This is a genomic window from Streptomyces soli (genome assembly GCF_003999195.1).
GTDB classification, from domain to species: domain Bacteria; phylum Actinomycetota; class Actinomycetes; order Streptomycetales; family Streptomycetaceae; genus Actinacidiphila; species Actinacidiphila soli.
Genome location: NZ_RJVR01000294.1, coordinates 14508 through 40807 on the forward strand (window position 1 = coordinate 14508; position 26300 = coordinate 40807).

19 protein-coding genes and 2 pseudogenes are annotated in these 26300 nt (G+C 69.3%); 8 read left to right on the forward strand and 13 right to left on the reverse strand.

All coding sequences use genetic code 11. The features are described from left to right. Positions 1-269 precede the first annotated feature (269 nt). On the forward strand, positions 270-917 hold the full coding sequence (locus tag EFK10_RS32815) for a sortase domain-containing protein (protein ID WP_127359302.1): 648 nt from the start codon (positions 270-272) through the stop codon (positions 915-917). Positions 918-1244: 327 nt separating this feature from the next. Here the strand turns inward: EFK10_RS32815 and EFK10_RS32820 are convergent, their stop codons facing one another. From EFK10_RS32820 to EFK10_RS32845, 6 genes are read right to left on the reverse strand one after another with little or no spacing between them, the layout of a single operon-like run. Next, entirely contained in the window at positions 1245-2612 is a 1368-nt protein-coding gene (locus EFK10_RS32820) for a dihydroorotase (protein ID WP_127359303.1), read from the reverse strand. A gap of 20 nt (positions 2613-2632) precedes the next feature. Continuing rightward, positions 2633-4129 (reverse strand): aldehyde dehydrogenase, encoded by a 1497-nt coding sequence (locus tag EFK10_RS32825; protein WP_127359304.1) that lies wholly within the window; start codon positions 4127-4129, stop codon positions 2633-2635. Then, positions 4122-5186, reverse strand: coding sequence for an amidohydrolase family protein (locus EFK10_RS32830; protein WP_127359305.1), 1065 nt, complete (start codon positions 5184-5186; stop codon positions 4122-4124). Before EFK10_RS32830 ends, EFK10_RS32825 begins: the two co-directional genes overlap by 8 nt. Beyond that, positions 5183-5797 (reverse strand): cysteine hydrolase family protein, encoded by a 615-nt coding sequence (locus EFK10_RS32835; RefSeq protein WP_127359306.1) that lies wholly within the window; start codon positions 5795-5797, stop codon positions 5183-5185. Before EFK10_RS32835 ends, EFK10_RS32830 begins: the two co-directional genes overlap by 4 nt. Beyond that, positions 5794-7041: an alpha/beta hydrolase family protein gene (locus EFK10_RS32840; protein WP_127359307.1), complete on the reverse strand. Its 1248-nt coding sequence runs from the start codon at positions 7039-7041 to the stop codon at positions 5794-5796. Before EFK10_RS32840 ends, EFK10_RS32835 begins: the two co-directional genes overlap by 4 nt. A 52-nt stretch (positions 7042-7093) precedes the next feature. Then, entirely contained in the window at positions 7094-8371 is a 1278-nt protein-coding gene (locus tag EFK10_RS32845) for an MFS transporter (protein ID WP_164836244.1), read from the reverse strand. A gap of 96 nt (positions 8372-8467) precedes the next feature. Here EFK10_RS32845 and EFK10_RS32850 point away from each other — a divergent pair, with 96 nt between their 5' ends. Both EFK10_RS32850 and EFK10_RS32855 read left to right on the forward strand, forming a co-directional pair. Further along, the gene (locus tag EFK10_RS32850; RefSeq protein ID WP_127359309.1) at positions 8468-9544 is read left to right on the forward strand and encodes an asparaginase; all 1077 of its coding nucleotides are present in this window, start codon (positions 8468-8470) and stop codon (positions 9542-9544) included. 102 nt (positions 9545-9646) lie between these two features. Next, positions 9647-10318, forward strand: coding sequence for a GntR family transcriptional regulator (locus EFK10_RS32855; protein WP_127359310.1), 672 nt, complete (start codon positions 9647-9649; stop codon positions 10316-10318). A gap of 137 nt (positions 10319-10455) precedes the next feature. Here the strand turns inward: EFK10_RS32855 and EFK10_RS32860 are convergent, their stop codons facing one another. Next, positions 10456-10698, reverse strand: coding sequence for a hypothetical protein (locus tag EFK10_RS32860; RefSeq protein WP_127359311.1), 243 nt, complete (start codon positions 10696-10698; stop codon positions 10456-10458). A gap of 179 nt (positions 10699-10877) precedes the next feature. On the opposite strand from EFK10_RS32860, the pseudogene EFK10_RS32865 reads away from it, so the two are divergent. Further along, positions 10878-11240 (forward strand): annotated as a pseudogene (locus EFK10_RS32865) (VOC family protein); the annotation flags it as partial. A gap of 420 nt (positions 11241-11660) precedes the next feature. On the opposite strand, the gene rph reads toward EFK10_RS32865, so the two are convergent. The 3 genes and pseudogenes from rph to EFK10_RS32885 form a co-directional block, all read right to left on the reverse strand. After that, on the reverse strand, positions 11661-14258 hold the full coding sequence (gene rph / locus EFK10_RS32870; RefSeq protein WP_127359312.1) for a rifamycin-inactivating phosphotransferase: 2598 nt from the start codon (positions 14256-14258) through the stop codon (positions 11661-11663). Positions 14259-15048: 790 nt separating this feature from the next. Next, positions 15049-15780: an SDR family oxidoreductase gene (locus EFK10_RS32880; RefSeq protein ID WP_127359313.1), complete on the reverse strand. Its 732-nt coding sequence runs from the start codon at positions 15778-15780 to the stop codon at positions 15049-15051. Positions 15781-16145: 365 nt separating this feature from the next. Continuing rightward, positions 16146-16879: pseudogene (locus tag EFK10_RS32885) on the reverse strand (FAD-binding protein); the annotation flags it as partial. 66 nt (positions 16880-16945) lie between these two features. Between EFK10_RS32885 and EFK10_RS53540 the strand changes: the two are divergent. Then, entirely contained in the window at positions 16946-17158 is a 213-nt protein-coding gene (locus tag EFK10_RS53540) for an SDR family oxidoreductase (protein ID WP_206305677.1), read from the forward strand. A gap of 94 nt (positions 17159-17252) precedes the next feature. Here the strand turns inward: EFK10_RS53540 and EFK10_RS52860 are convergent, their stop codons facing one another. The 3 genes from EFK10_RS52860 to EFK10_RS47965 form a co-directional block, all read right to left on the reverse strand. Beyond that, a complete protein-coding gene (locus EFK10_RS52860) occupies positions 17253-19265 on the reverse strand; it encodes a Pls/PosA family non-ribosomal peptide synthetase (protein ID WP_322973436.1) in 2013 nt (670 codons plus the stop codon). Between the two features lie 20 nt (positions 19266-19285). Then, on the reverse strand, positions 19286-21124 hold the full coding sequence (locus EFK10_RS52865; protein WP_322973437.1) for a non-ribosomal peptide synthetase: 1839 nt from the start codon (positions 21122-21124) through the stop codon (positions 19286-19288). 704 nt (positions 21125-21828) lie between these two features. Then, positions 21829-21996, reverse strand: coding sequence for a hypothetical protein (locus EFK10_RS47965; protein ID WP_164836245.1), 168 nt, complete (start codon positions 21994-21996; stop codon positions 21829-21831). 1262 nt (positions 21997-23258) lie between these two features. Here EFK10_RS47965 and EFK10_RS32900 point away from each other — a divergent pair. The 3 genes from EFK10_RS32900 (at position 23259) to EFK10_RS32910 (ending at position 26291) form a co-directional block, all read left to right on the forward strand. Then, complete coding sequence (locus EFK10_RS32900; RefSeq protein WP_127359314.1) at positions 23259-23534, forward strand: hypothetical protein; 276 nt, start codon at positions 23259-23261, stop codon at positions 23532-23534. Positions 23535-23616: 82 nt separating this feature from the next. Further along, a complete protein-coding gene (locus EFK10_RS32905) occupies positions 23617-24864 on the forward strand; it encodes an ROK family transcriptional regulator (RefSeq protein WP_164836246.1) in 1248 nt (415 codons plus the stop codon). A 134-nt stretch (positions 24865-24998) separates the two neighbouring features. Continuing rightward, complete coding sequence (locus EFK10_RS32910) at positions 24999-26291, forward strand: extracellular solute-binding protein (RefSeq protein ID WP_127359316.1); 1293 nt, start codon at positions 24999-25001, stop codon at positions 26289-26291. Positions 26292-26300: the final 9 nt, after the last annotated feature.

A 26300-nucleotide genomic window follows, 5' to 3' on the forward strand; every position in this document is an offset into this window, starting at 1 on the left:
TGCCCAGGCGGGTCTGTTCCCCACCGTCGAGTCATGACCGTAGGACTCCTCAGTGACGTCCTCGTAGCCGGGCCCGCCGGGGCCCGGGTGACCGGGCCCCGGCGGGAGGTGGTCAGTGCTCGGCGCGGTGGAGTGCCAGGGCGAGCAGACGGACCCCCGTCCCACCGGCACGTCACAGCCCTGCGACATCCGGTCCCGTATGCGACGCTGGAAGAGCCAACCGGGCCTGTCTGATCCCCGTGCGGCCCGGCCGACGTAGGGACATTGCCATGCCCCAGCGCCTGTTCTTCCCCTCTCGTACCGTGCCGGCGGCGCTCGTCGGCGCCGCCCTCGCCGTCGGGCTGTCGGCGCCCGGCGCGCTCGCCGCCCCCTCCGGACCGGCCTCGGCACGCCCCCAGGCCGTCACCCGCGTCCAGGCGGCCACGCTGTCGATACCCGCCATCGGCGTGTCCGGCCTGTCTGTGGTCCCGTACCAGGGCAGTCCCGACGACGCGCCGGGCACCCGGATTCAGGACCAGGGCGTGGCCGCCAGCCCGCACGGTCCTGGCGGCGGGGTCGGCCCCGGCGACGTGGGCAACTACATCGTGACCGGGCACCGCGTCACGGCGGGCGGACCGCTGCGGGCGCTGCCGTCGCTGCCGACGGGCGCGTCCGTGTTCGTGACCGCCGGCGGTGTGACGTACGAGTACACGATCACCTCGACCCGGACGACCTCCTTCCGGTCGCAGGCCTCCATGAACGCGCAGCGCGCCGCTGTCCCCGGCTCTCCCGGCGCCGCCCCCGCCCGGGCGATGATCACCGTGACCACCTGCCTCACGCCCGAGGACCACGCGGCGGGCAACTTCTGGCGGGACGCGCAGAACAACCCCGAACACCGTATCGACAAGATCGGCGTCCTCACCGCCACCAAGCGCTGACCCTGAACGCCCCGGGTCGAATCGGACGGCGGCCACGACGGCAGCCGGCGGCGGCCTACAGGAAGAGTCGGCCGACGTGGGGTGGTCGTCCCGGCCCGGGCCGGTGCCGAGGCCGCGTCGAGCAGTCATCCGGTCATGATTCTGCAGGGCCGGAAACGGCGCCGCGCGGTGCGTCTTATGGGGCGGCGCATCAGAGCGTGCCGTCGCGTACCCGGGCGGGCTCGCCGCCGGACGTCTTCGCCGGAGGCGAGCCACTGGCCCGTGGAGGCTTTTCGGCCGGGTACGCGCGTGGTGGCTCGTCTGGTGAGCCGCGCGCGTGATGTGGTGTCAGGGATGGTCCGGGCGGCCGCCCGCGCCCGGTACGAAGACGCCCGCGCGTTCCCCGAACGGCTTGTGGTTCTCGGCCACCAGCGTGCCGCGCAGGTACGTGCGGACCGGGCGGCCCTTCACCCGGCGGCCGTCGAACGGGGTCCAACCCGCCTTCGACAGGACGTCCTCGTTGCGCAGCACCCGTTCCGCGCCCGGGTCGACCATGACCAGGTCCGCGTCCGCTCCCACGGCGAGCCGGCCCTTGCGGGGCCACAGGCCGTACGTCTTCGCCGGGACTTCGCTGTAGACCCTGGCGACATCCTCGTACGTGAGGTGCCCGCGGGCCGCGGCGTCCAGCAGGAGCGCCATCGTGCTGTCCAGGCCCGGCAGGCCGAAGTGGACGTTCCAGATGTCGCCCGCGCGCTTTTGTTCCAGGGTCGAGGGCGCGTGGTCGGTGGACATGTGGGTCAGCGTGCCCTCCCGCAGCAGCTGCCACATCTCCCGTTCGTCCTCGTCCGTGCGGGCGCGCGCGGGAGGGGTGAACTTACGGAGTGCGCCCTGGTCGAGGGCTTCGTCCTCACGCAGCAGGAAGTACTGCGGGCAGCCCTCGGCCGCGAGCCGCGCGCCCTGTGCGCGTTCCCGTGCCACGTACGCGGCGACCTCCGGGTTGCTGACGTGTGCGATGGTGGCGCGCGCCGCGGTGCGCCGCACGAGGAGTGCGGCGACGGAGGCGGCGACCAGTTCGGCGTCCCTGTTGCGCCAGTCGGCCAGCACGCCGCCGTCCGTGCGGCCCTCCGCCCTGAGCACTTCCTCGGCGGACTCGGTGAGTGATTCGTCCTCGCAGTGCAGCAGGCTCACGCCGCCGCACAGCGCGGTCTGGGTCAGGTGTTCCTTGAGCGCGGCGGCGGTGTGGCCGGGCACGCCGTGCGTGGTGCAGGTGAAGAGCTTGAAGAACGTCACGCCCGCCGCCCACAGTGCGGGCACGGCCGACGCGCTGCCCGGCCAGGCGTGGGCGGCGAGTCCGTAGTCCACGTTCGAACGCATCCGCAGGTAGGCGCGCTTGTCGTGGAGGTCGTCGACCGTCCTGACCGGCGTGCCGTGGCTGTGCTCGACGATGGTTGTGACGCCGGAGGCCGCTGCCGCCGACGTGCCCGTCGGGAAGTCCTCCCGGTCCGTGCTGCCCGGGTCCATCAGGTGCACGTGGGTGTCGACGCCGCCCGGCAGCACCAGCAGGCCGCTCGCGTCGACCGTCTCGGCGGCCGCGGGGCGCTCGGGGCCCACGTAGGCGATCTGCCCGTCGCGTACCGCGATGTTCGCCCTGCGGCGGCCCTGCGGCGTGACCACCGTGCCGCCCGCCACCAGCAGATCCAGTTTCGTTTCCGGCATAGCTCGGCCTCCTTGGCCCGTCAGGAATAGCGCAGGTCTTGCGTCGTGGCGTACCAGTCGAACGGCGTGCCGGAGGAGTTGATCACGACGCTCTTCTGGCGGGTGTACGTGCGGTACGCGTCGAGGCCGTTCTCCGAGCCGATACCGCTGTCCTTCGAACCGCCCCAGGGCGAGCTGGGGTCGATGCGGTGGTGGTCGTTGACCCAGGTGATGCCGACGTCGAGGCCGTCGGCGACCCGCAGGGCGCGGCCCGTGTCGGCTGTCCACACGGACGCGGCGAGCCCGAACGGGCAGTCGTTGGCCTTGCGCAGGGCGTCGGCCTCGTCGTCGAACGGTACGACGAGGGTGAGCGGGCCGAACACCTCCTCATACCACAGCTCGTGCTCCGGCGTGATGTCCCCGACGACGGTCGGCTCGTAGAACCAGCCCTTCCGGTACTCCGCGCCCCGCGGCACCCGCCCGCCGCACAGCACGCGCGCGCCCTGTCCGGCCGCCCTGGCGACGGCCTGCGCGACCTTCTCGCGCTGTGCCTCGGACACCAGCGGCCCGACCTGGGTGTCGACGGCGAGCGGGTCGCCGAGCCTGAGTGCCTGGGTGCGTTCGATGAAGCGCGCCACGAACCGCTCGTGCACCGACCGCTGTACGAGGACCCGGGCGCCCTGCACACAGGTCTGCCCGGTGGCGATGAAGGACGCGAACAGCGCGCCCGCGACGGCCTGTTCGAGGTCGACGTCGTCGAAGATCACGACCGGCGCCTTGCCGCCGAGCTCGGCGGTGACCGGGATCAGCGAGCGGCCGGCGGTGGCGGCGACGACGCGGCCCGTCTCGGTGCCGCCGGTGATGTCGAGCTTCGCGAGACCCTGGTGTTCGGACAGCGCGCGGCCGGTGGTGGCACCCAGCCCGGTGACGACGTTGACCACCCCGGCCGGCACCCCGGCCTCCTCCAGCAGATCGACCAGCGCGAGCGGCACGGCGGGCCCGAGTTCGCTGGGTTTGATGACGAGGGAGTTGCCCGCCGCGAGCGCTGCCGACAGCTTCTTCATGGTGATCAGCAGCGGGTGGTTCCAGGGTGTGATGAGCCCTGCGACGCCGAGCGGCACCCGGTTCACGACGTTGAGGTAGCCGGCGCCGAAGTCAGGCACGCTGCCTTCCGCGGTCTGCGCGACGGCCCCGAAGTACTCCAGCCATTCGGGCAGCCGGGCGAGCTGGGCGCGCATCTCGCGCAGCGGCCGGCCGATCTGGAGGGTCTCGAGGCGGGCGTACACGTCGATGCGGTCGGCGAGCAGACCGGCCGCGCGGTTCAGCACCCGGGCGCGCTCGCGCGGGCGGATGCCGCGCCAGCGCTGGTCCTCGAAGGCGGTACGGGCGGCGGCGACCGCGTGGTTCACGTCGCCGGGGGTGGCGTGTGCGACGTCGTAGAGGTGCCCGCCGGTGGCGGGGTTGGTGACGGCGAAGGTGGCGCCGTCGGACGCGGCGACGTCCTTTCCGTCGATCCGCAGCAACAGGGTCTCAGCCATTCCGGGTACCTTTCTCGGGGCCCGCGCCGTCCACACGGTCTCCTACGGGTCCTACGAGTCGTTCGATGTTGGTGTGCGCGATCCGCGCCAGGGCGTCGGCGCCCAGTTCCACCCCCGCGAGCTGGCTGCCGAGCCCGTCCGCGCCCATGTCGAAGGGCGTGTCGGTGCCGAGGACCAGCCGGTCGGCGCCCACCTGCTCGATCAACCAGGCCGTCGCGGCCGGGCTGTGGGTGAGCGTGTCGTAGTGGAACCGGCGCGCGTAGCGGCTGGGCGGCTCGGCGCAGCCCTTCGCCTCCGGCCTGACCTTGTGCCCATGGTCGAGGCGGCCGAGCTGGTAGGGCAGGTGGCCGCCGCCGTGCACCAGCACCACGTCGAGGTCCGGGAGGGCGTCGAGGGTGCCGGACAGGATCAGCCGGGACGCGCACACCGCGGTCTGCCAGGGGTTGCCCTGGAGGTTGGTCAGGTAGAAGTCGTCGAGCATGCCGGGCGCGGCGCCCACGTAGTACGGGTGGACCACCAGCGGCACGGACAGTTCGGCCGCCGCCGCGAGCACGGGCCGCAGCCGCGCGTCGTCCAGCGGCACGTCCTCGGCGTGCGGCCCGATCTGTGCACCCCGCAGCCCCAGCGTGCGCACCGCCCGGCGGAGTTCGTCGACGGCGGCGGCCGGGTCCTGGAGCGGCAGGGTGGCCAGTCCGGCGAACCGGCCGGGTGCCTGGGCGGCCATCGCAGCGATCGCGTCGTTGATCATGCGGGCGGCCTCGACGGCCGCGGCGGGCTCGATCCAGTAGAGGAACAGGGGCGGTGCCACGGACAGCAGGGCGGCGTCGATGCCCTGCCGGTCCATGGTGGCGAGCCGGGTGGGCACGTGGTGGAAGTCGTCCAGCAGCGGGTAGCGATAGCCCTGCCGATGCACCACCCACGTCGAGCCGTCGCTGCGCTCCTCGAGCCGGATGCCGTCGGGCGCGAGCCCTTCGCGCATGGCGTCGACGAGGACGGGCGGGATGACGTGCGCGTGCGCGTCGACGACCTTGGGGCGGGTTTTTGGTGACGTGGTCATAGAGCGGCGAGCACCTCCTTCGCGGACGCGACCCAGCCGAATGCCTGCCGGATCACCAGCAGCGCGGCCTCGTGCGCGGCCTTGTCCATGGTGTCCACGCACTCCTCGACGACCACGGGCGCGTAGTCGCGCGTGTTGGCGGCGACGGTGGTGGCCAGGACGCAGCTGTTGGTGTTGACGCCTGTCAGCAGGAGCGTGTCGATGCGCCTCGAGCGAAGGACGTGGTCGAGGTCGGTGGCGGAGAAGCAGTCGTACCGCTTCTTGCCGATGACGACCACGTCGTACTCCGGGTCGTACACCTCGGGCATCAGGGTGAGGCCGGGGCTGCCGGGCAGTTGGTGCCGCAGGACGTTGGCCCGGCTGGCGTCGGTGTCGGCGACCGAGGCCCACCACGGGTTGGAGGCGATCTCCTCGACGGCGTGGTACGAGGTGACGACGTGCACGACGGGTACGTCCTGCCGTCGGGCGCCGGCCAGGAAGTCGGCGTTGGCCTTGGTGACGCGGGCCGCGTCGGCGGCGGGCAGCGGCATGGTCGCCACGGCCGGGTCGAGGTGGCCGCGGTGCAGGTCGATGGTGACAACAGCGGAGCGTCCGTAGGGAACGGCGGTCATCGTCCAGACTCCTTCGGGTGGGTGCGGCGTTCGGTCCTCCCGGTCGGCAGGACGTAGTCGACGTAATCCTCGGCAGGTACGCCGGTCACTCGGTCCAGCAGCCAGTCCGCCGTGTACGTCACCCAGTTGGGCCCGAGCGCGACGGAGGGTGTGGGCAGCGACAGCGCGTGCCTGCCCTGCTGGTAGACGAGCATCGGCGCGGGCGTCGGGCAGGCGGCGGCGAGCGCGTAGCTGTGCTCGACCGGGGACAGTTCGTCCTCGTCGCCCGCGACCACCAGCCAGGGCGCGCTCATGCCGCCGATCAGCGGCCGCAGGTCGATCTCCTGGACCATGCGGTCGAAGGCCGCCTCGTCGTGTTCGAGGCCGGACATCCACATGTAGCGGGCCTTGAAGGACGGCGAGGCCATCTCGAAGATCATGTGGCAGCCGGGTTCGTGACAGACCAGACCGACCGCGCTACCGCGCAGCGACGGCTGGGTGGCGGCGATCTGCGACATCCAGTACGAGCCGAAGGACAGGCCGAAGCCCACGATCCGCTCGTCGTCGACCTCGGGCCGGGCACGGCACCACTCGACCAGGGCAGCCCCGGCGTCGATCCACGCGCTGGGCGTGAACTTGTTGCCCCTGATGGGCGCTTCACCCTGTCCGGGGCCGTCGAAGGCGAGCACGGCGAAGCCGCGTTCGAGGAACTTGTCGCCGTACAGGTTGACGTTGAGTTCCTTCGGCGCGTCCATGCCGCCGCAGGACAGGACGGTGTGCACGGGGCCGCCCGCGTATCCGCGCGGCAGATGGAACCAGGCCGGAATGAAGGTGTCCCCGAACGGGATCTCGACGCGCTCGACGTGGTGGTCCGAGAGCCGCCCGTACGCGCTGTAGCAGGCGTTCTTGCGGTCGTCGAGGCTGGTCAGGCGCTCGCAGTCCTCCCAGATGGGCCACTCGGCCGTGGCGTAGAGCAGCGCCGCGTGGAAGTAGTGCTCGCGGGCGGCGACTGTTCGCCCATGTCGTTCCGCCTCTTCGGCCAGCCCCTCACGCCGCTGGGCGAGTTCGGTGAAGACGGGGACGAGATCCGCGAACTTGTGGATGCGGGACTCGGCCACCCGGAAGTCCGCAGTGGCGTCCACGCCCATGGGCCGCAGGGTGTACGCGACGCGCGGCTGGTCCCATTCGAGACCGTCCGTGCGCAGCACCGAGTCGGTGATCCAGCGCTGCTCGTGCCAACGGCGCGGGCCTGTCGTGGTGTTCATGGTGAAGCGATCCGTTCGTTTCGGTGGAGGGGCGGCGCGGTCGGACGTGCCGTCACGGGGAGGCCAATTGCGTCGTACGGGCGAGCGCGCCCGACCGGACGAACAGCAGCGCCGCGACCCCTACCAGCGGCAGCAGGGTCAGCTGCCACAGGCCCGCGCCGCCCCATCCGGTGCTGTTGACGAGCGCGGAGAACAGGTAGCCCGCGAACGCGGCGGGCAGGTAGAACGACGCGACGAACAGCCCGGAGACCCGGCCGATGAGGTTCGGCCTGACCGCGCGCTGCATCGCGGAGTAGATGTTGACGAAGAGGAAGCCACTGGCGAGAGCGCCCTCCCCGAAGGACAGCGCGTACTGCGGCCCCGCGGTGGTGGGCCCGTTGAACAACAGGTAGCCGACGACGCATCCGGCGAGCGCCGCGACGATCATCACGGCGCGCTGGTTGAGCTTGTCGCCGAGCCAGCCGGCCGGGATGCCGAGCACCGCGCCGAGGCCGAACATGCTGGCCGCCAGGGATGCCTGCCCGGTGCCGAAGCCGAGCTTGGTCTCCAGGAAGGTCGGGTACAGCCCGATGTAGCCGTACATCGACACGCCCACGACGATCGCGGTGAGCATCAGGAGCAGCACGTTGCGGTTGTACAGAGCCGTCGGCAGATGGTCGACGCGCAGCCGTGGCCCGGCCTTGACCACCGTTTCCTTCCGTTCGGTGAAGGACTTGCGGATCGTCAGCGCCACGATGACGACGAAGACGAGGCCGATCAGGCCGTACGTCCAGAAGGTCGTGCGCCAGCCGTTGCCGGCCGCGATGTGCGCGCCGAGCAGCGGACCGATGAACCCACCGAGCCCGTAGGCGAAGTTGAGCGTGCCGAGCGCCATGGCCCGGTTGGCGAAGAAGTAGGCGCCGACCGCGGAGAACAGCGCGCCGTTCTGCATGGCTTCGCCGACGCCCGACAGGGCGCGGTAGGCGACCATGTCGGGAAATCCGACGGCCAGCGTGGTGAGGATCGTGAAGATCGAGTAGATCGCGATCCCGATGATGATGACGCTTTTGCGGGACATCCGGTCGAGCAGGTAACCGGTCGGGACTCCGGCCAGGCCGATACCCAGCGTGAAGATCGTGGAAAGCAACCCGCCTTGGCCGAGGCTGAAGCCGAACTCACTGCGGATGCCTGGCAGAAGGACCGAGAAGACTTGCCGGTCCATCGCGTTGACGACATACGAAGCAGCCAGCACGGCCAGGCTGATCAGGGCAAGCGTGGTGCTCAGACGGGGGCCTTCGGCGTGGAGAAGGCCCCGTCGGCCTTCGGTGTCTGTGTCTGCGGCTGAGACCACGACGTTGCCTCCATCAGGTTTCCGGGTAGCATACGGAGCAATTCCGGCATCCTATAAAATGCAAACTATCAACTGTCAAGTCACTGAGAGTGAGCAATGACGAAGCCTCTAGTGGCCATCGCGTCCCTGGGCGGGACGATCACCATGACCAGGGCGGCCGCCGCACCGGCCGAAACGGCGGGCCCCGACGGGACAGAGACGTCCGTGCCGGCCGGCGCGCGGGGCGTCACGCCCTCGCTGACCGCCGCCGACCTGACGGGCTCCGTGCCCGAGCTGCCGGAGGTCGCGGAGATACGCGCCGAGACCCTGTTCACCAAGCCGGGCGCCTCGCTCGGCTTCGCCGAACTGCTGTCCGCGCTGGACTGGGCACGTGCCGCGGTCGCGGACGGAGCCGCGGGGGTGGTGCTCGTCCAGGGCACCGACACGCTGGAGGAGACGAGCTACTTCCTCGACCTGTACTGGGACCGGCCCGAGCCGCTGATAGTCGCGGGCGCGATGCGGCCCCCGCAGTACCCGAGCGCGGACGGCCCGGCGAATCTGCTGGCCGCCACGCTCACCGCCGCCGAGCCGCGCTCACGCGGGCTCGGCGTGCTGGTAGTGCTCAACGACGAGGTGCACGCGGCGGCGCGGGTACGGAAGGCCGACAGCAGCGCGCTCGGCGCCTTCACCTCCGTACCGTTCGGTCCGCTGGCCCGGGTGCACGAGCGGACGCTCGCGTACGGGAACCGCCCGGCCCGCGGCCGCCCGGCGCCGCTCTCCCGGCCGACCGCGGGCACCGGCGCCACCGGCGGCGGCACCGGTCCGCGGGTGGCGCTGCTGGAGACGTGCCTCGGGGACGACGGCGAGTTGCTGGGCCTTGCGGAGGCGGCGGGGTACGACGGGGCCGTGCTCTCCGCGTTCGGCGCGGGCCACGTCTCGGAGGACCTCGCGGCGGTGGTGTCCAAGGCGGTCGGACGGATTCCCGTGGTGTTCGCGACGCGGACCGGAGCGGGCGCGGTGTTCCACGACACATACGGCTTCGCCGGCTCGGAACAGGACCTGCTGCGGCGGGGCGCGATCCCGGCGGGCTGGCTGGACGCGCGCAAGGCGCGCCTGCTGCTGTGGGCGCTGCTGGCGGCGGGGTGCGACCAGGAAACGGTACGGGCGCAGTTCGCAGGGCGGATGGGTGCCTGAGCTGGTGGGACCTAAGCTGAGCGGAGAGGCACGCGGAGAAACACGCGAGGAACATGCTCGTGGATCTCCTCGCGCAGACACACATCACACCTGGAGGCAGCGGTGAGGGTCGGCAAGCTGACGGCGCCCGGACGGGCTCGTACGGCTCACGAATACGCGCTGACCACCCTCCGTACCGCCATTCTCGACGGCACGCTGGCTGGCGGCACACGCCTGGTGCAGACGGAGCTGGCCTCGGAGCTCGACATCAGCACGACACCGCTGCGCGAGGCGCTGCGCGACCTGTCTGTCGAAGGACTCGTCGTCATGGACCCGCACCGCGGCGCAGTGGTCAGGCGGCTTGACATCGCAGAAGTACGCGAGATCTACCAACTGCGCATCATCCTTGAGCCGCTGATGGTTCGCCGCGTCGCCGCGACCGTTACGAATGCGCAGCTGGACCAGGCGGAAGAGCTGGCGGAGCGGATGCAGAAGGAGACCAACCTGTCAGCGTGGGTGGAGCTGAACCGCGACTTCCACGCGCTGTTCGGCGAGCCCGACAACGGCAGCAAGCTGGCCGGCATCCTGGCCAACCTCCGTGACAGCGCGTCGGCGTACGTGAGCCTGTCCCTGGCGGCCCGGCCGGAGCAGGTGCCCGAGGCGAACGGCGAACACGCGGAGTTGGTAAGGCTGTACCGCGCGGGCGACGTCGACACGATTGAGCAGTTGACGCTCCAGCATCTGCGCTCAACGCTCAACGCGATCGAGGAAGCGCACACGCGTGGCGTGATCTAGCCGGTGACTTCGCACCTAACCCGTGAGGGTGACGACACCGCCGGGCACGACGCGGCCGAACCGGGTCAGGACACGATCTGCGCCGCAGAATACCGGGCGAACCCGATCACGCCGCCCGAGCTCCCACGACGGGCGGCTCACCCGAACCGGTCATGTGCGCAGGATCGGTCTAGCTGCTTCTCGGCGGCGGCGACGGCGAGGTTGCGGGCCACGCCGGTCAGATCCCGTGCGGCGGTGGCGGCCTCGCTCGCGGCCTCCAAATCGGCGTCGGCCTCCACGATGTCCAGATGCAGGGGGGCGGGCGTGTCGGGCCCAAGCACCATCAGGCGTCGGCGCAGGTCCTCGACGCGCTCGGCCGTGGGGTTGAGCAGCGCGAACATGACGGCCTGGCGGGCGGCGTACGCGGTGAAGTCGTGGTGGTGGGTTGGGCGGGCCGGCGGGGCTCTGCTTCGCCCGGCCGGCCTTCCCGGGTCGGGAAGTGCCCGTGTGCGGGCGGGTCGGCCTTCACTCGCTCGCGCCGCCGCCCGACCGGTCGGGCGTGTGGAGCATGAATGGTTTCTACCGGGACACCGGGCCGATCGCCCGGGTGGTGGTCGACTGCGCGGATCCGCGGGCCATGGCCCGGTTCTGGGGCGAGGCGATGGACTGGACCCTGCACGAGGTGACCGACGATCATGCGGTGCTGCGCTCCGCCAAGGGTGTCGGCCCGTCTCTCGAGTTCCGCCGCACGCCCGACGTGAAGACCGTGCCAGACCGCGTCCATCTTGACCTGGTGCCGTACCCCGGTGATGACAAAGCAGCGGAGGTGGCCCGGCTGCGGGCCCTCGGCGCCACCGACCTCGACCTCGGCCAGGGCGACGTCCCGTGGACGTGCCTGGCCGACCCGGAGGGCCACGAGTTCTGCGTCCTCGCCCGGTCCTGACGCGGAGCCTTAACGACACCCCGACACGTGAGCCTTGTGTGCTCATGCGCCATGACCCCGGGTGGGTTGGGCTGCGGCGTCTCGGTCGATTCGGGCGGCGAGAGCTTGCGTGTAGGGCCCGAGATCAGCTCGCTCGCCGACCACAACACTCAACTCGCCAACTGAAGCGCTAACCTCGGGCTTTCACGAGGGGCGCTGTCCGGTAGGTGATCGAGAAAGTAGAAAGTGCCTCTGAGCTGCCTCTGAGCTGCAACGATAGGACGTGCTGAGGGTCCTGTACGTGGTAGCGGAAGAGGCACTTCCCAGGTGAAGAACAGTTACGGGTCGTGTGCGCGTTGCGGGCGGCGGTCGTGGGGTGGTCATCAACTGCTTGGCGTTGTTTAGTCGGAAGCTACGGATGGGGCTTCTCGGTGTGGTCGGTCAAGGCAGGGTCTCGACGTACCCGTCGGTTCCGTGCACGCGGATCCGCTGCCCGTCCCGGATCAGCCGGGTGGCCTGCTCCACGCCCACGACGGCCGGCAAGCCGTACTCCCGGGCGATCACTGCGCCATGGGTCATCAGGCCGCCCACCTCCGTCACCAGGCCCGCGATTCCGACGAACAGCGGCGACCAACTGGGGTCCGTGAAGGTCGTGACCAGGATGTCGCCCGCTTCGAGATCGGCCTCCGCCATGTCAAGGATGACGCGGGCCCTTCCCTCGATGGTCCCGGCGGAAACCGGGAGGCCGATCAGGGCGCCGGCCGGCACGTCGTCGCGCCGGTACGCCCCGGTGACGGCCTCACCATCCGATGTGAGCACCCGGGGCGGTGTGAGCGCGTGGTACGACCGGAACGCGTCCTTGCGCTGCTGGATGAGCTGGTCATCCACCGGGTTCGAGCGCACGACGTCGTGGAGTTCCTGGAACGTGAGGTAGAAGATGTCCTCCCGCTCAGGAAGCACGCCTGCCTGCACGAGGCGCTCGGCCTCCGCCAGCAGGGCCTGCTTGTAGACGAAGTAGCGGCTGACGATGCCGTACTTCGGGTACTCCCGGTACCCGATGAAGGTGCGGACCCGGTCGATCATCCGCTTGGCCTCGTCGGCTTTCCGGTCCCCGTCCGGCAGGGCCCGCAAGCGTGACAGCACGTCCTGTTCCTTCTTCTGCGCCTTCTGCCGCCCCTGCTCGAAGCGCCGCTCGGCGGCGCCCGGCTCGAAGGTCCTGACGTTGTCGAGGATCACGGGCACGAGCGTGGTGGGGCGCTCGCGCCAACGTGGCCTCGTGATGTCGATCTCGCCGACGCAGCGCATGCCGTACCGGTCGAGGTAGGCCTGGATGGCGTCGCGCGCTTCGGTCCCGCCCGCGAGCTTCGCCAGCTCGTCCAGGAAGCCCTCGTTCTCGACGCCCTGCAGGAACGCCACCACCGCCGACTGCGGGCGGATCACGTCGGCGACGTCGAGCAGCGCCAGTCCCATCTCCGACGTGACGTTGTCGGGGGCGGACAGCGTGAGCGTGTCGGCCGCGTTCTTCTCGCCCAGCCACTCCTGCAGCTTGTCGTTGAGCCACCACGTGGCCTCCATCCCCGCCATGATCGCCTGAAGGTTCAGCGGATCACTGAGGACTCGCTTGTGCTCCTCGAAGGCCTCCAGCAGGAAGTCGAACAGCGCCGGTCCGGTCTTCGTCCGGATGTCGCGCTCCAGGGCGGCGATGGACGCCTGGCTGCGCTCGATCAGCTCGGTGACGATGGCCGGATCGGTCTCGATCGGGGCGGACGCGCCGCTGGCCGGCGGCCCGCCGGGACCCGCGTCCGGGAGCGACGGGACGAAATCGTCGCGGTCGAGGACGGTCTCCAGAGCGTCCCTGATCAGCGGATCGCCTCTCCCCATGACGTCCAGGAGGCCGGCGCGGCTCGCGGGCGAGGCCAGGCGCCGGGTGACGTCGACGAACAGCCTCCCGCCGGCCTCGTGCATCGGCACCGTGGCCGTCAGCTGCCACACGGAGAGCCCCAGGGGCTTCATGGGGTCGGTCATCATCTGCCCATGACCAACGGAGACGTAGACGTGATTCTCCTGGTCGCCGGTCTCGGGGATGGGGAACAGCGTGGTGATCGGCCGGCTCTGAACGATCTGGAAGCCATCATCGACCAGGCACCATTCGATGTCCTGCGGGCGGCCGAAGTGCGCTTCGATCCGCCGCCCGAGCTGCACGAGCCGCACGACCTGCGCATCCGTCAGCGCCGGCTGCTCCTGCCGCTGCGAGTCGATCGCCACTTCCTTCGTACCGCCAGCCGGCAGGGCGTGAACGGCACGCTGTTTGGCGGCGATCGCCTTGGCGACGACTTCGCCGTGTCGCACCTTGAAGACGTCCGGGTTCACCAGGCCGGAGACCAGGGCCTCGCCGAGGCCGAAGCTGGCGTCCACGGTGGCGACCTTCCGGTTGCCCGTGACGGGGTCGGCCGTGAACAGGATGCCGGCCGCATGCGGGAAGACCATCTGCTGCACGACCACGGCCATGTGGACCGTACGGTGGTCGATGCCGTTCCGCTGGCGGTAGGTCACGGCCCGCTCGGTGAACAGCGAGGCCCAGCACCGGCTGACGTGCTGGAGGATCGCCGTCGGCCCCACGACGTTCAGGTACGTGTCCTGCTGGCCGGCAAAGGAGGCCGTCGGCAGGTCCTCTGCCGTCGCGCTGGATCGGACGGCGTAGGCGGCTTGCTCGCCGAGCCGGGCGAGCGCGCGGGTGATCGCCGCCGCGAGATCGCCCGGGATGGCAATCCCTTCGATGGTCCGACGAATCTGCGCGCTGAGCGTGCGGATCGCCTCCCGGTCGTCCGGGTTCAAGCGCGACAACTGATCGAGCCGATCGTCGATCGACGGCGCTTCCGCCATGATCCGCCGGAAGGCGTCCGTCGTCACGTAAAAGCCACCCGGCACACGGATGCCTTCGATCCGCGACAGCCCGCCCAGGTGCGCGCCCTTGCCGCCAACGACCGCAACCTGCATCTCGTCAACCTCTTGAAGATCCAACACGTACTGCTCGATCATTGCGATACCTCCGAGGCAGCCGTGCTCCGTCGCACTGCACTGGTTGGTCGAATCACCGGCGCCTCAAGCTCTGTCGAACCTCTTGTTGGGCACGTTCTCATCTCTGGTTGCCTTCCCTCTGACGAGTCGGCCGGCCGCTCCGCCCAGTCCGGCGACGCGCACACCCGCACCTCCGCCCCGAACGCCCGCAATCGCACCGCCAGTCCCACCCCTGGTTCGACGTCACCGCGTCCCCCATACGTCGGCAACAACACACGCACGTCGTGCCCCCATTTCCGCAGGTTGTGGCCTCGGCCGACGATTCTGCGCCACGCCCCGGGTCTTGCCGCAAGCCCCCCAGTGCGCTATACGTTAAGAGAGGCAAGGAGTAGAGATCTCCTTGCCTTTTCCTTTTGCTGTCCAATGGAACTGACAAGCTTCTCGCGAAGCGGCGGCGCGCCGCGTACGGCGGTACATGTCGTTGGCGCAGGAGGATGTCCATCGGCCTACGGATGCAGCCGCGGAACCAGAAGTTCTTTCCCTTGTCGGCAAGGCCCGAACGTCGAGCGCGCCGCCATCTCCCGGAGGTCGTCGCGCCACGCGAGCGCTGGGCCAAACTCACCAAACGGACGCTTGACGGTCGCCGTAGCTCAAATCGGCCGGCACCCAAGCGAACGGCCCCACGCCACCCCGCCCGGGTCGCCCAGATCGTGGCCCGGCTGCAGTCCCTCGCAAAGGCCTCTACGAAACCAGGGGATTGACTGTACGCGACCAGCCCGGACCTCCGGTCTGGCCGCGGGGGCAGGCTGGCTCAGGAGAGCCAGTCGGTGTAGTGGGTGGGGGCGGTGCGGGCGTCGCCCTTGGTGGTGAGGGCGTCGCCGCGGACGACGGCGAACATGCCGGCGGTGTCGTCGGTGACGACAGTGCGGCTGTCAGAACGCGCGTTCAGGGTGACCCGGCCGAGTTCGTCGAGGGTGAAGACGTCGGGGCCGCCGATGTCGGCGGTGCCGTTCAGCGGGGTGTCGGCAGCGACTTCGGCGACGGCGTCGGAGACGTCCTGCGCGGCGATCGGCTGGATCGCAGTAGCAGGCAGGCGGATGGTGTCGCCCTCGGTGGTCAAGGACATGACCGCGTCGACGAACTCCATGAACTGGGTGGCGCGGACGATCGAGTACGGGATCGGCCCGGCCTTGAGGATGTCTTCCTGGAGGACCTTGGCCCGGTAGTAGTCGAGTTCGGGCACCTGATCCGCGCCGACGATCGACAGGACGACGATGTGCCCCACCCCGGATTTCTCGCCGGCGGCCAGGATGTTGTCCATCGAGGTCTGGAAGAACGCGGGGGAGGCCTCGTCGAAGGTCGGGGAATTCGTCAGGTTGACGACGACGTCGGCACCGGCCACCGCCGCCTCCAGACCCTTGCCGGTGATCACATCGACACCTGTGGACTGCGAGTGCGGCACAGCCTCGTGTCCCGCCTCGTTCAGCTTCTTCACGACCTTCGACCCGATCAGGCCGGTACCGCCGATAACTGCGATTTTCATGGTTACCTTTCGTTGCGCACCACGGTGCGGCTCTCTGGAGCCTCGACGGCGCAGTGAGGATGGAAAGGGCACCGGCAATGAATCCGCACGCATTCGCATTGGGGCCGGTACCCATTTCTGTACTTAAATACTCTGGCAATAGGGAGACGATTTCTTCTTCACCGTGACGCGGACCGGCCCGCGGTTCGCGGGCGGATGACCCCGCCGCGGTCAGGCGGGGCGCGGAGCCCGCCGGTCTTTGCGCTGGGCCAGCTTGGTGCCTATCGAAGGTAGACTCAGGGTCCAGCACAGGATCCAGAGGTTATGGCCGCATCGCGCCTTAGAAGTCCGTGATCTTCGGGGCGCACCCAGACTCCGCCCATCTAGTAGTGAGCAGTGGCTGCGACGTCGACCGGGTCCTCGGTGATGTCCAGCATCTGGATGTCGAGCATGGTCTGGTACACGCGGGGCAGCCGGGTCATGATCGTCTGGCGTGGCAAGTGGAAGACATCGAGCCACACCCCGCCGTTAGGTGTGCCGCGGCCTTCCCTCATTTCGGTGTAGCAGGCGAGGGCGACGCGATCGGGTGTCGAAAGCTCCGTACGCTCCGGGTCGTAACGGGACATGAACCGCTCACCGAACGCGTTGCGGAGGATTCCGCCCTCGCCGCGTGCGGCCTCGCTGATGAGGGTTCCGGCCGCGTTCTCGGGCTCGATGATGCCCGGAGGGTGGAACTGCACGAACTGCGGATCACGCAGCCGCGCACCGGCCTCGACCGCGAGGCGGAACGAATCGCAGGTGTTCTCTCACGGCGCGGGGAGGTCCGCCGCCAGCTGCGGTGGTGCCCACCCGCGGCGAGGATGACCGCATCCGCGTGGATGAGATAGCGCGTGCCATCGGTGAGATCAAAGCCGTACGCGCCGAAAACGGCCCCGTCGTGCACCAAGTTGTCGAGAACCGGGATGTCGAGCTGAGTTGCCCGGTTGATGAGCGTCCGCTGGATCTCGAGGCCCGTGTAGTCGCCCGCGAACGCGGTGCGGCGGTACGTGTGCGCGCCGAAGAACCGCTGCGAGATCCTCCCGTCGTCCTCACGAGCGAACGGCATCCAATACCGCTCAAGGCCACGGGAGTTGATCGAGCCCCTGTTGCTGGATTGACATCCTCCCCCTCTTAAAAGAGGGGGAGGATGTCAACAGCTCACCAAGTCGGCGCGGCTGCGGCTGAGTGGGCCCCGTACAACATCCGGGTCAACGCACTCGCCCCCGGATACGTCAAAACGGAGATGGCCGCAGTCGACGAGCCGCAATTCCGGCAGCACTGCAAGTCGTTGGGTGCGGCGGATCGGGGCGTCGAGCGGGAGGACAGTGGATGGCCCGTTGCGGGGCCAGGAAGGAGGTAATTGGTGGGGGCAGGCATCACGCCAAACCGGCCGTTCACCCGAAGCCGAACGCCCGGTCTGTGGTGCGTCGTTGGTGGTGCGTCGTTGCTTGATGTCAGCCCACCCGCGTGATGGGCGTGCCCTGCCAGCGGCCGTGTCCCGGCACCCGTTCGGCCGCCATCACCAGCGACCCGGCCCCGACGCTGGCGGCCTCACCGACCACGCTGCCCGGCAGCACGATGCTGCGCGGGCCCAGGACACTCTCGCGCCCTAGGACCACCGGCTCCAGCCGCATCACGCGGTCGTGGAACAGGTGCGTCTGCAGAACGCAACCCCGGTTTATCACGGCGCCGTCAGCGACCTTGATCAGGTCGGGCTCCGGGAACCAGTGCGTCTCGCACCACACCCCGCGGCCGATCCGCGCGCCCATGCTACGCAGCCACCAGTTCAGCACGGGAGTCCCCATCGCGGGCTGGACCAGCCACGGTCCGGCCAGCATCTCCACGAAGACGTCCCACAGCTCGTTACGCCACACGAAGGCGCTCCACAGCGGGTGGCGTGCCGCCACGAAGCGGCCCATCAGGATCCACTTCGCCGCCGTTGTGATCACTCCCGCGACCACTCCGCCAGCGCACATCAGGAACCCGCCGGCCAGGATCGCCCAGCCAGACCCCGCCAGGTCCCAGACGATCAGCATCGCGTACACCAGGGCAAGTTGGAGCAGCCCGGACAGCAGCATCGGGACCACTCGGCACAGCTCCACGCTGATGCGGGCCATGCGCAGCGAACTGGCCGGTGCGAAGGTTCGAGCCGGGTCGTGGTGTTCGGCTACGCGACGCAGTTCCATGGCCGGACGTCCCAGCCACGACGAACCCTCTGGCACCTCGGTGGGCGTGTCGGACAGCACCCCGATCAGTGCGCGGTCGCCCACCGTACGGTCGGGACCGACGATGCCGGAGTTACCGACGAAGGCCATGTCACCCACCCGCGAGTGTCCCAGTCGCACCCAGCCGCCATGCGCCTGGTACGGCGCGGCCAGCACGTCGTCGGCGAGGAACGCCCGGTCATCGACCTGCAGCAGCTTTGGCAGGGTGATCACCGTCGACGCCTCGACGGACCGGCCGATCCGCGCACCCAGGATCTGCAGCCACACGGGCGTGAACAGGCTCGCGTAGAGGGGGAACAGTGCGCCTCTGGCCAGTCCCATCAGATCGTGGGTCAACCACGCGGCCCAGGCCGGCGGGCTGCCAACCGGGTAGGTGCCAGGCGACAGCCAACGCCCGACCAGCCGGACTGCCAGGGCGATCAACAGCGCCTCGCTGACCATTCCGAGTAGCACCAGCGGCGGCAACCACAGCAATTGGGACAGGGCCAGGCCGTTCTGGCCGGGGAGCGCTACTTCTACCGACAGCGCGGGGGCGGCGGCAACGGCGAGGAGTATCCCGCGCAGTCCCGGCGTCAGCGTGTACGCGAGTGACCAGGCGCGCGACCGCTTGGGGTGTGGCGTGTGCCAGCTCGCGCGTGACGGCTGCGGTTGTGCGGGGGATCCGCCCCAGCACTCACCGGAGGGGACGTGGGTGCCTTCCGTCACCGTGCTGCCGGCCAGCACCTCGCCGCCGTCGCCGACCTGTGCGCCGGGCAGCAGCGTGGCACGTGCGCCCAGGCTTGCTCCCGCGCCGATGCTCACCTTGCCAACCCGGAGTGTGCCGCCGTCGATCCACCATCCTGCGATGTCCGCCTCCGGGTCCACGCAGGAGCCGTCGCCGAACTCCGCAAGCCCGGTCGTCGGCGGCAGCGCGCGCAGGTCGACGCCCTTGCCTACTTTGCAGCCCAGCATGCGGGCGTACCAGGCGGCCAGTGGGGTGCCGGTCAGCGCGCCGAGGCCGATGGCAGCCACGAACCGGTCCGCCGCCCACAGCCGCAGGTGCCGTACGCCGCCGCGCGGGTAGTCACCTGGCCTGAGCCGTCCGCGCAGCACGCGCGCTCCAGCTGCGGCGATCACCGCACGGGTGGGGGAGAGATACAGCACCAGCCACGGTGGGATCAGCAGCCACCAGGACATCGTTGGTAGCCACGAGGTGAACCCGAAGGCCTGCAGCACGTTACCGGTCAGCCCGATGGACAGCACCCAGCGCAGTGCGGTGAGGCTCAGCAGTACCGGCTGAAGGGCGGTCTGGACCCATCCGGTCCACCACGGCGTCCTCCGGCGTGGGACTTTCCGCGTTTCATGGCCACGGCCGACGTTCCGTTTTCCGCAGCGTCGGCCTGCTGCAGGGCGAGGGTGGGCTCGACCGCCACCAGGCGGGAGCGCAGTGCCCTTGGAGTCGGATTCCGGTACAGGTCTGCCACCGACACCTCGGGGAAGCGTTCGCGTAGTGAGGACACCAGCCGCGCAGCGGCCAGGCTCGTGCCGCCGAGGCCGAAGAAGTCGTCGTCCAACCCGGCCTCGCTGCCCATCAGGTCACCCCAGACCGTGAGCAGCCACGCCGTGGCCTCGTCCTGCGGGGTCGAGTCATCGGCCAGGTCGCTGGCCGTGTCGTCGGCCGCGGCTGCGGTCCGCTCAGCGGGCAGCGGCCACGGTAGGGCGTCGCGGTCGGCCTTACCGGAGCCTCGGGTGGGGAACTCGGCCAGCACTGCAAGGCGCGGGACAAGGGCGGCGGGCAACTGCTCACGCAGCCGCCGGGCGGCGTCCACCCGGTCGAAGCGTGCCGGTTGGCCGTCGGACGGCGCCACGTAGCCGACGAGAACGTCCAGTCCACCGGCGGTCCGCCGAACCATGGCCGCGGCGGCTGCCACTCCGGGCAGGTCGAGCAACGCGGCCTCGATCTCGCCGAGTTCGACCCGCCGTCCGCCGATCTTGACCTGGTTGTCGGCTCGGCCGACGAAGAACAGTCCCCGCGGATCAGCCCGCACCATGTCCCCGCTGCGGTAGGCCCGCGGCCAGCCCAGCGAGGGCAGGGGTGCGAACCGCTCCGCGTCCTTGACCTGGTCCAGGTAACGACCGAGGCCGACGCCGCCGATCACCAGCTCGCCGGTCTCACCCCAGCTCACCGGTTCACCGTCCGGGGCGACCACGGCTAGCTCCCAGCCGTCCAACGGCAGGCCGATCCTGACCGGTTCACCGTCCACCAATTGGGTCGCGCAGGAAACCACGGTCGCCTCGGTCGGACCGTAGGTGTTCCACACCTCACGTCCGTCGTGAGCGAAGCGTCGCACCACCTCCGGCGGGCACGCTTCACCACCGACGATCAGCAGTCGGACCTCGGCCAGCATCTCCCGGGACCAGAGCGCGGCAAGGGTGGGGACCGTGGAGACTACGCTGATCCGCTTGTCCTGCAACCACGGTCCGAGGTCCGTGCCGGTTCGCACCAGCGAGCGCGGGGCGGGCACCAGGCAGGCGCCGTTCCGCCAAGCCAGCCACATCTCCTCGCACGAGGCGTCGAACGCCACCGAGAGCCCAGCCAGGACCCGGTCGCCCGGACCGATCGGCGCGTTCAGCAGGAGCAATCGCGCCTCGGCGTCCACGAACGCCGCAGCCGAACGGTGGCTTACCGCCACACCCTTAGGTTTGCCGGTCGAGCCGGAGGTGAAGATGATCCACGCGTCGTCCTGCGGGCCCGGCGTGCCTTTCCGGCTACCCGGTTCGACTACGGGACTGAGGGTGAGTTCGTGTCCGGCGCCGAGCACCGCGCACACCTCACCCTCACTCCAGACCAGCGCAGCCCGTTCGTCCGGGTCATCCGCGTCGACCGGCACGTATGCGGCGCCCACAGTGAGGACGGCGAGAATCGCCGTGTACAGGGCCGCACCGCCTGACGGCATACGGACCCCGACACGGTCGCCCACTCCGACACCCGCGGCGCGCAGTACCTGCGCCCCCCGGGCCACCTCACGGCCGAGATCCCAGTAGGTGAGGGCGACTTCTCCGTCGTCCAGGGCGATGGCCTTCGGCCACGTGGCGACCGAATAGTCCAGAATATCGATCAAAGTCCGCGCAGGTGCCGCCGAACCCGATGGATACACGGCCTTCCGTGACCCGAGTACCATGCCCTGCGGATCAATTCCCAAAGATTCTATTTCCTTCACGCGAATCTCAGGTTTCACTTTTCCTCTACCTTTCGGAACGTCGGCTAATGAATTCCACGCAGGTGGCACTACTTCAGAGTTCCGTCTGCCGGTCTGCGGCAACGGGCGAACAGCCACTCCAACCCGTGACGACCTCAGCCACATTCTGTGTAAATTCTTTATGAAATCGACACGTGATGATCATGCATATGACCTGGTGCTTTGACATTTCCAGTAATCATCGGGAGGCCGGTCGTGGCGCGTTTCCCACGGTATGTAAGGTATCCAGAGAGGCGGCTTGAAATTTTATCCGTACTTGGCTGCGACGTCGCGTTACAGGGTCTTCGAATTTAAGCGGTGAGGGGTGCTGTCCTCGCCACGCTGGTTGCACCATGTGACGGTCTGCTGGTGCTTGTGGCCTGAACGTAGACCGCCCGCGGCGTTGAGACGTGGCACTGCGGGTGCCGATTGATCTCGATCCCTCGCGTCGATGGAGCCGCAGTGGATTTCGACAAGGGGCCGTAGAACGCGGCCTCGCCCTCGGCTGCCGCGTAGGGAAGGCCGGAGCGGTCGAGGCCGTCGGTCAGCAGCGCGGTGGACCGGTGCCACATCTCGGCCTCGATTGATCAGCGGCCGTACCCGTAGCTGGCGTAGCCGCCGTGGCCGTAGCCGCCACCGCCGTACTGGTAGGCGGTGGGCATGAGCGACGTGGTGGTGACGGTGGATGACGCGGTGTGGGTTGCTGCCGCAGGCGTGGCCGCCTCGGCAGCACCGGCGCCGCACCGGCGCCGCACCGGCGCCGACCAGTGCCAGCAGGGGGGCTGCGATCGCAGCGACGGACAGTCGGCGAACCTTGGGGGTCTTCGCGAACATGTTGGTTGTTCCTTCCAAGGTGTGTGAGTGGTGATCAGCGGACCCGGAGAGTCGGGTCCTTGTGCCCCGGATCCTGCGCGGAGCCCGGGCACGGTGCCCTTCGGTTGACCGTTGAACCCGACTAATGCGACATTACGCCCAGATTAGAACAAGTCAAGTAATATATGTAAACTATTGTTAGAATCAGTCTAAGTTTGCTCGGTCTGGCTGCGGGGGATGCCGCCCGCCCGCGCGTGAAGGGAGTTGACTGACCGTCATCTGTCTGCCGCACCAGGAGGCCCGCACCGGCCGGGGTGCTGCCGTCGGTCGCGCCGTGGAGCCAGGGTTGGACATGCGGGTGAGCGCGCAGAATTGGCACCGAAGGCTGCACATCCCGCGCTGTGCCCGAGAGTGGCACGGCGCCCAGGGGGCGGCAGGTATTTGGGTTCGGATGAAGCTGCGTTCACATGTTCACGTGCCCCACCTCTCGGTGGGTGGCCGTGGGGGTTGCGGGCGGTCGCATCGGCGCGGACCTGGCGCGGTCCGACGCGAAGTCGTCATCACCGAACCATCGAAAAGTGGGTAAGAACGGCACCTGCGGACTCCCGGTGAGTCCGAGCGACGCCTCCTCCGGTGCGCAAGAGGTGCCGCCGGCGCATCCTGCAAGACCAACGACCCCGACGTGCACACTGCCGGAACGCCGGAACATGTCTCCACGTACAGACTCAAGAGGGCGCATCCGTCCTTTATGCCCGCCTTCAGGTATTTTTCGCATCCTGGAACAGGAGCGCAGCGCCACACGGCTTCCCGGGTCTGACCTGGCGTGACGCGCTCACCCGGCTCCAGAACGCCCTCACGCGTGTCCGGTTCGAGTCGGGCGATGCCCTTACCCACCGAGGTGATCCACAGGACCCCGTTGTCCAGGTCCCCGGGCTGCTCCTTCGTCAGGTAGTCATTGGCGCGGCCAGGGACCATGGAGCCCGTAACTTTTGCCGTCCGGATATTAGTTGCTTGACAAAATGAATCAACCTCGCGCAGGCTTTCCTCGCGGAGTTTCTGATGGCGTAGAGCGGCATGGCACGCAGACCGGCGACACCGCGTGCCGGGACGCGGTGGTCGGCGGTGCAGAAGGCCGCCGGGTTCATCGCGGGTGGAATCGGGGCGGGCGGCTTCGGCCGGTGGCAATTCGATCTGGGAGGAAAACATGGAGTACAACTTCTGGGGCGGTACGTGGGTGCAGGACGCCGACCTCACGTCCTGTCGCTCCGCAGTGGGATCCGGCGACGGGGCGGGTCGACTGGCCGTCCCCCGTCCGGTGTTGGCGAGCGGGGGCACCACCGGCGGCACGGTCGCCCCGCTGCTGGTCTCACTGGAGCACCAGAACCCGGCCACCCTGGCCTGGACCGACGACGACGACGTGGCGCTGCGCTACCGGCTCACCGACTCGGCCACCGGCGCGCTCTACGGCAACGTGAGGTAGCGCGAGGCGTCCGCCCCCGAACGCGCCGCACAATCGTCCAATGCAGTCACCACAAGACCCGGCCCAGCAAGGAAGTTCCGCCATGCCGAATGCCCCGGACCGCACCGTCGCACCGCTGGCCGTCCCGCCGCCGGAGCGTTCGCACCTTCCGGAGCAGTGGTCCCCGCGCGAGAAGAGCCTGGCTGCGCTCTTCACCAGCATTCTCACGCGGGGGCCTATCTCCCGGAGGGACGCGGCCCGCGCCATCGGGATGTCGCAGGCCGCCGTGACCAAGCTGGTGAAACCGATGATCGCGCACGGCTATGTCACCGAGCAGGAAGGCTATTCCGAAGGCCCGGGGCGGCGGCTAATCCCGCTGGTGATCGATCCGCGACGGCATCACGCGATCGGCATCAAGGTCACCGAAAGGGAGTTGATCGGCGTCATCGTCGATCTGCACGCGGAGATACGGCAGTCCAGCCGGGTGCCGCTGCACGATCTTCGGCCGGCGGCGGTGGTTGGGGCGATGGCCGACCTGGCCCGGGACCTGGAACAGCGAGCCCCGGACGTAGGCGGAGCCAATGTGGGCGTCGGGGTGGGCCTGGGCGGGCACATCGACGGCCGCAGTGGTCTCGTCAGGTATTCGCCGATGCTCGGCTGGCGGGATGTGCCGGTACGGCAGTTGCTCGCCGACGAGCTGGATCTGCCGGTGGTGATCGAGAACGACGTCAACTCCCTCGCCCTGGCCGAGCAGTGGTTCGGCGCCGGGCGGGACACCGCGTCCTTCGCGGTGGTCACGGTGGGCTCTGGAGTCGGCGGCGCGATCGTCGTTGACGGCACGCTGCTGCACGGAGTCAGCGGCGCGGCAGGCGAGTTGGGGCACAACATCGTGGACCCGGCGGGACCGGCGTGCCACTGCGGCAAGTACGGTTGCGTGGAGACGTACGCCAGCGACGAGGCGATCCTGTCGGCTATCGGCAGCGGGCGCGGCGGTACGCCCCCGAAGTCGCTGGCGCAGGCGCTCGCGCTGGCGCAGTCTGGTGACGAGGCGGCGCGGCAGGCGTTCGCCAGGGCCGGGCAGGCGCTGGGCCAGGGGCTGTCCGGGCTGGTGAACCTGTTCAATCCTCCGTTGGTGGTGCTGTCCGGGGAGGGCATCAGCGCCTCCGACATGTTCATGGACGCGCTCGGCGACGAACTGGCCCGGGGCAGCTTCTCGTCGGCGGCCGCGGACTGCCGGCTGGTGGTCCGCCCGCTGCCCGACGAGACCTGGGCGCGCGGCGCTGCGGCCGCGATGCTGCGGCAGGGCGTACTGCGGTATCTGATGGCGCTGACCAGCGAGATCCCGCTGTGAGCCGGCGCCCGGCCTGAAATCCCTCGGGGTCACGCAGAGTTTGCGTCCAGCGCAATCCGAATAGATTGCTTGACGAACGAAAACAACCTAACTAACGTCCCGATCCACGCTCAACGACCCTGGGGAGTACCGAGATGAGACGTCACCGCAATGGTGCGCTGGCACTTGGCACGGCCGCCGCCGTCTGCACGGCACTGCTGGCCGGCTGCTCGTCGAACGCAAGATCGACCGGGTCGTCCGCCGCCGACGGCGCCACCACCCTGACCTTCTGGGGCACATACGGCAACGGCGGCAACAAGGTGCAGACCGACGCCCTCAACAAGACGATCATCCCGGCCTTCGAGAAGGCCCACCCGAACATCAAGATCAGTTACATCGACATCCCGTACGACTCGCTGCTGCAGAAGCTCACCACCTCCGCGGCCGGCGGCAAGCTGCCCGACCTGGTCCGCGCCGACCTCGGCTGGGTGCCCAAGATGGGTGCGCTCGGCGTGTTCGCGCCGCTGGACCAGAAGATGAGTGACTTCCAGTCGCTGGCCGGCAAGACGTACCCGGGGAGCCTGGCCACCAACAAGTTCGGCGGCCACTACTATGGTCTGCCGCTGGACGCCAACACCCGGGTGCAGATATCGAGTCCGGCCGCGCTGAAGAAGGCCGGGCTCACCACCCCGCCCGCCACCTTCAATGAGCTCAAGGCGGCCGCGTCGAAGCTGAAGGCCGCCAAGGTGTCGGTCTTCGCCGACTCGGGCCTGCAGGGCTGGAACGTCTACCCGTGGATCTGGTCCGCGGGCGGCTCCGTCACCAACGCTGACCAGACCAAGGCCACCGGCTACCTCAACAGTCCGGCGAGCGTGGCCGGGGTGCAGTTGTTGGCCGACCTCTACAAGTCCGGCGCCATCCCGAGCCTCATCGCCGGGGACAAGGGCGCCACGCAGACCTCCGACGGCCTGCCCAAGGGCACATACGCCAACATCCTCGACGGTCCCTGGATGATCGGCATCTGGTCGGGCCAGTACCCCGGCTTCAAGCCCCGCTACTCGCCGGTCCCCGCCGGACCCGGCGGCTCCGTCTCGGTCGTCGGCGGCGAGGACATCGCGATGACCTCAGCCTCCCAGCACCAGGACGCCGCCGAGACCTTCATCCGTTTCACCCAGACCGCCGACTTCCAGCTCGCGATGGCCAAGACCGGCCAGATGTCCGTGGTCACCTCGCTCGCCGGCCAGGAGGCCGCCGCCTCACCGGAGCTCAAGCCCTTCATCAAGCAGCTCGGCACCGCCCGCGCCCGCCCCTCGGTGCCGCAGGCCCCGCAGATCGACACCGTCCTGCAAAACGAGCTCACCTCCGCCTTCCAGGGCAAGCAGAGCGTCCAGCAGGCGCTCGACAAGGCGGCCGGCGAGATCGACCCGCTGCTCACCGCGACGCACTAGGGCAGCCCC

What these genes read in the sequence shown, in the direction of transcription:
- EFK10_RS32840 (WP_127359307.1), bottom strand. Translation starts at nt 7,041, where the DNA reads ATGAACACCACGACAGGCCCGCGCCGTTGGCACGAGCAGCGCTGGATC.
- EFK10_RS32860 (WP_127359311.1), bottom strand. Translation starts at nt 10,698, where the DNA reads ATGTTCGCGCTGCTCAACCCCACGGCCGAGCGCGTCGAGGACCTGCGC.
- EFK10_RS53540 (WP_206305677.1), top strand. Translation starts at nt 16,946, where the DNA reads ATGTCAACAGCTCACCAAGTCGGCGCGGCTGCGGCTGAGTGGGCCCCG.
- EFK10_RS32850 (WP_127359309.1), top strand. Translation starts at nt 8,468, where the DNA reads ATGACGAAGCCTCTAGTGGCCATCGCGTCCCTGGGCGGGACGATCACC.
- EFK10_RS32835 (WP_127359306.1), bottom strand. Translation starts at nt 5,797, where the DNA reads ATGACCGCCGTTCCCTACGGACGCTCCGCTGTTGTCACCATCGACCTG.
- EFK10_RS32820 (WP_127359303.1), bottom strand. Translation starts at nt 2,612, where the DNA reads ATGCCGGAAACGAAACTGGATCTGCTGGTGGCGGGCGGCACGGTGGTC.
- EFK10_RS32910 (WP_127359316.1), top strand. Translation starts at nt 24,999, where the DNA reads ATGAGACGTCACCGCAATGGTGCGCTGGCACTTGGCACGGCCGCCGCC.
- EFK10_RS32905 (WP_164836246.1), top strand. Translation starts at nt 23,617, where the DNA reads ATGCCGAATGCCCCGGACCGCACCGTCGCACCGCTGGCCGTCCCGCCG.
- rph (WP_127359312.1), bottom strand. Translation starts at nt 14,258, where the DNA reads ATGATCGAGCAGTACGTGTTGGATCTTCAAGAGGTTGACGAGATGCAG.
- EFK10_RS32900 (WP_127359314.1), top strand. Translation starts at nt 23,259, where the DNA reads ATGGAGTACAACTTCTGGGGCGGTACGTGGGTGCAGGACGCCGACCTC.
- EFK10_RS32830 (WP_127359305.1), bottom strand. Translation starts at nt 5,186, where the DNA reads ATGACCACGTCACCAAAAACCCGCCCCAAGGTCGTCGACGCGCACGCG.
- EFK10_RS32815 (WP_127359302.1), top strand. Translation starts at nt 270, where the DNA reads ATGCCCCAGCGCCTGTTCTTCCCCTCTCGTACCGTGCCGGCGGCGCTC.
- EFK10_RS32880 (WP_127359313.1), bottom strand. Translation starts at nt 15,780, where the DNA reads ATGAAAATCGCAGTTATCGGCGGTACCGGCCTGATCGGGTCGAAGGTC.
- EFK10_RS32825 (WP_127359304.1), bottom strand. Translation starts at nt 4,129, where the DNA reads ATGGCTGAGACCCTGTTGCTGCGGATCGACGGAAAGGACGTCGCCGCG.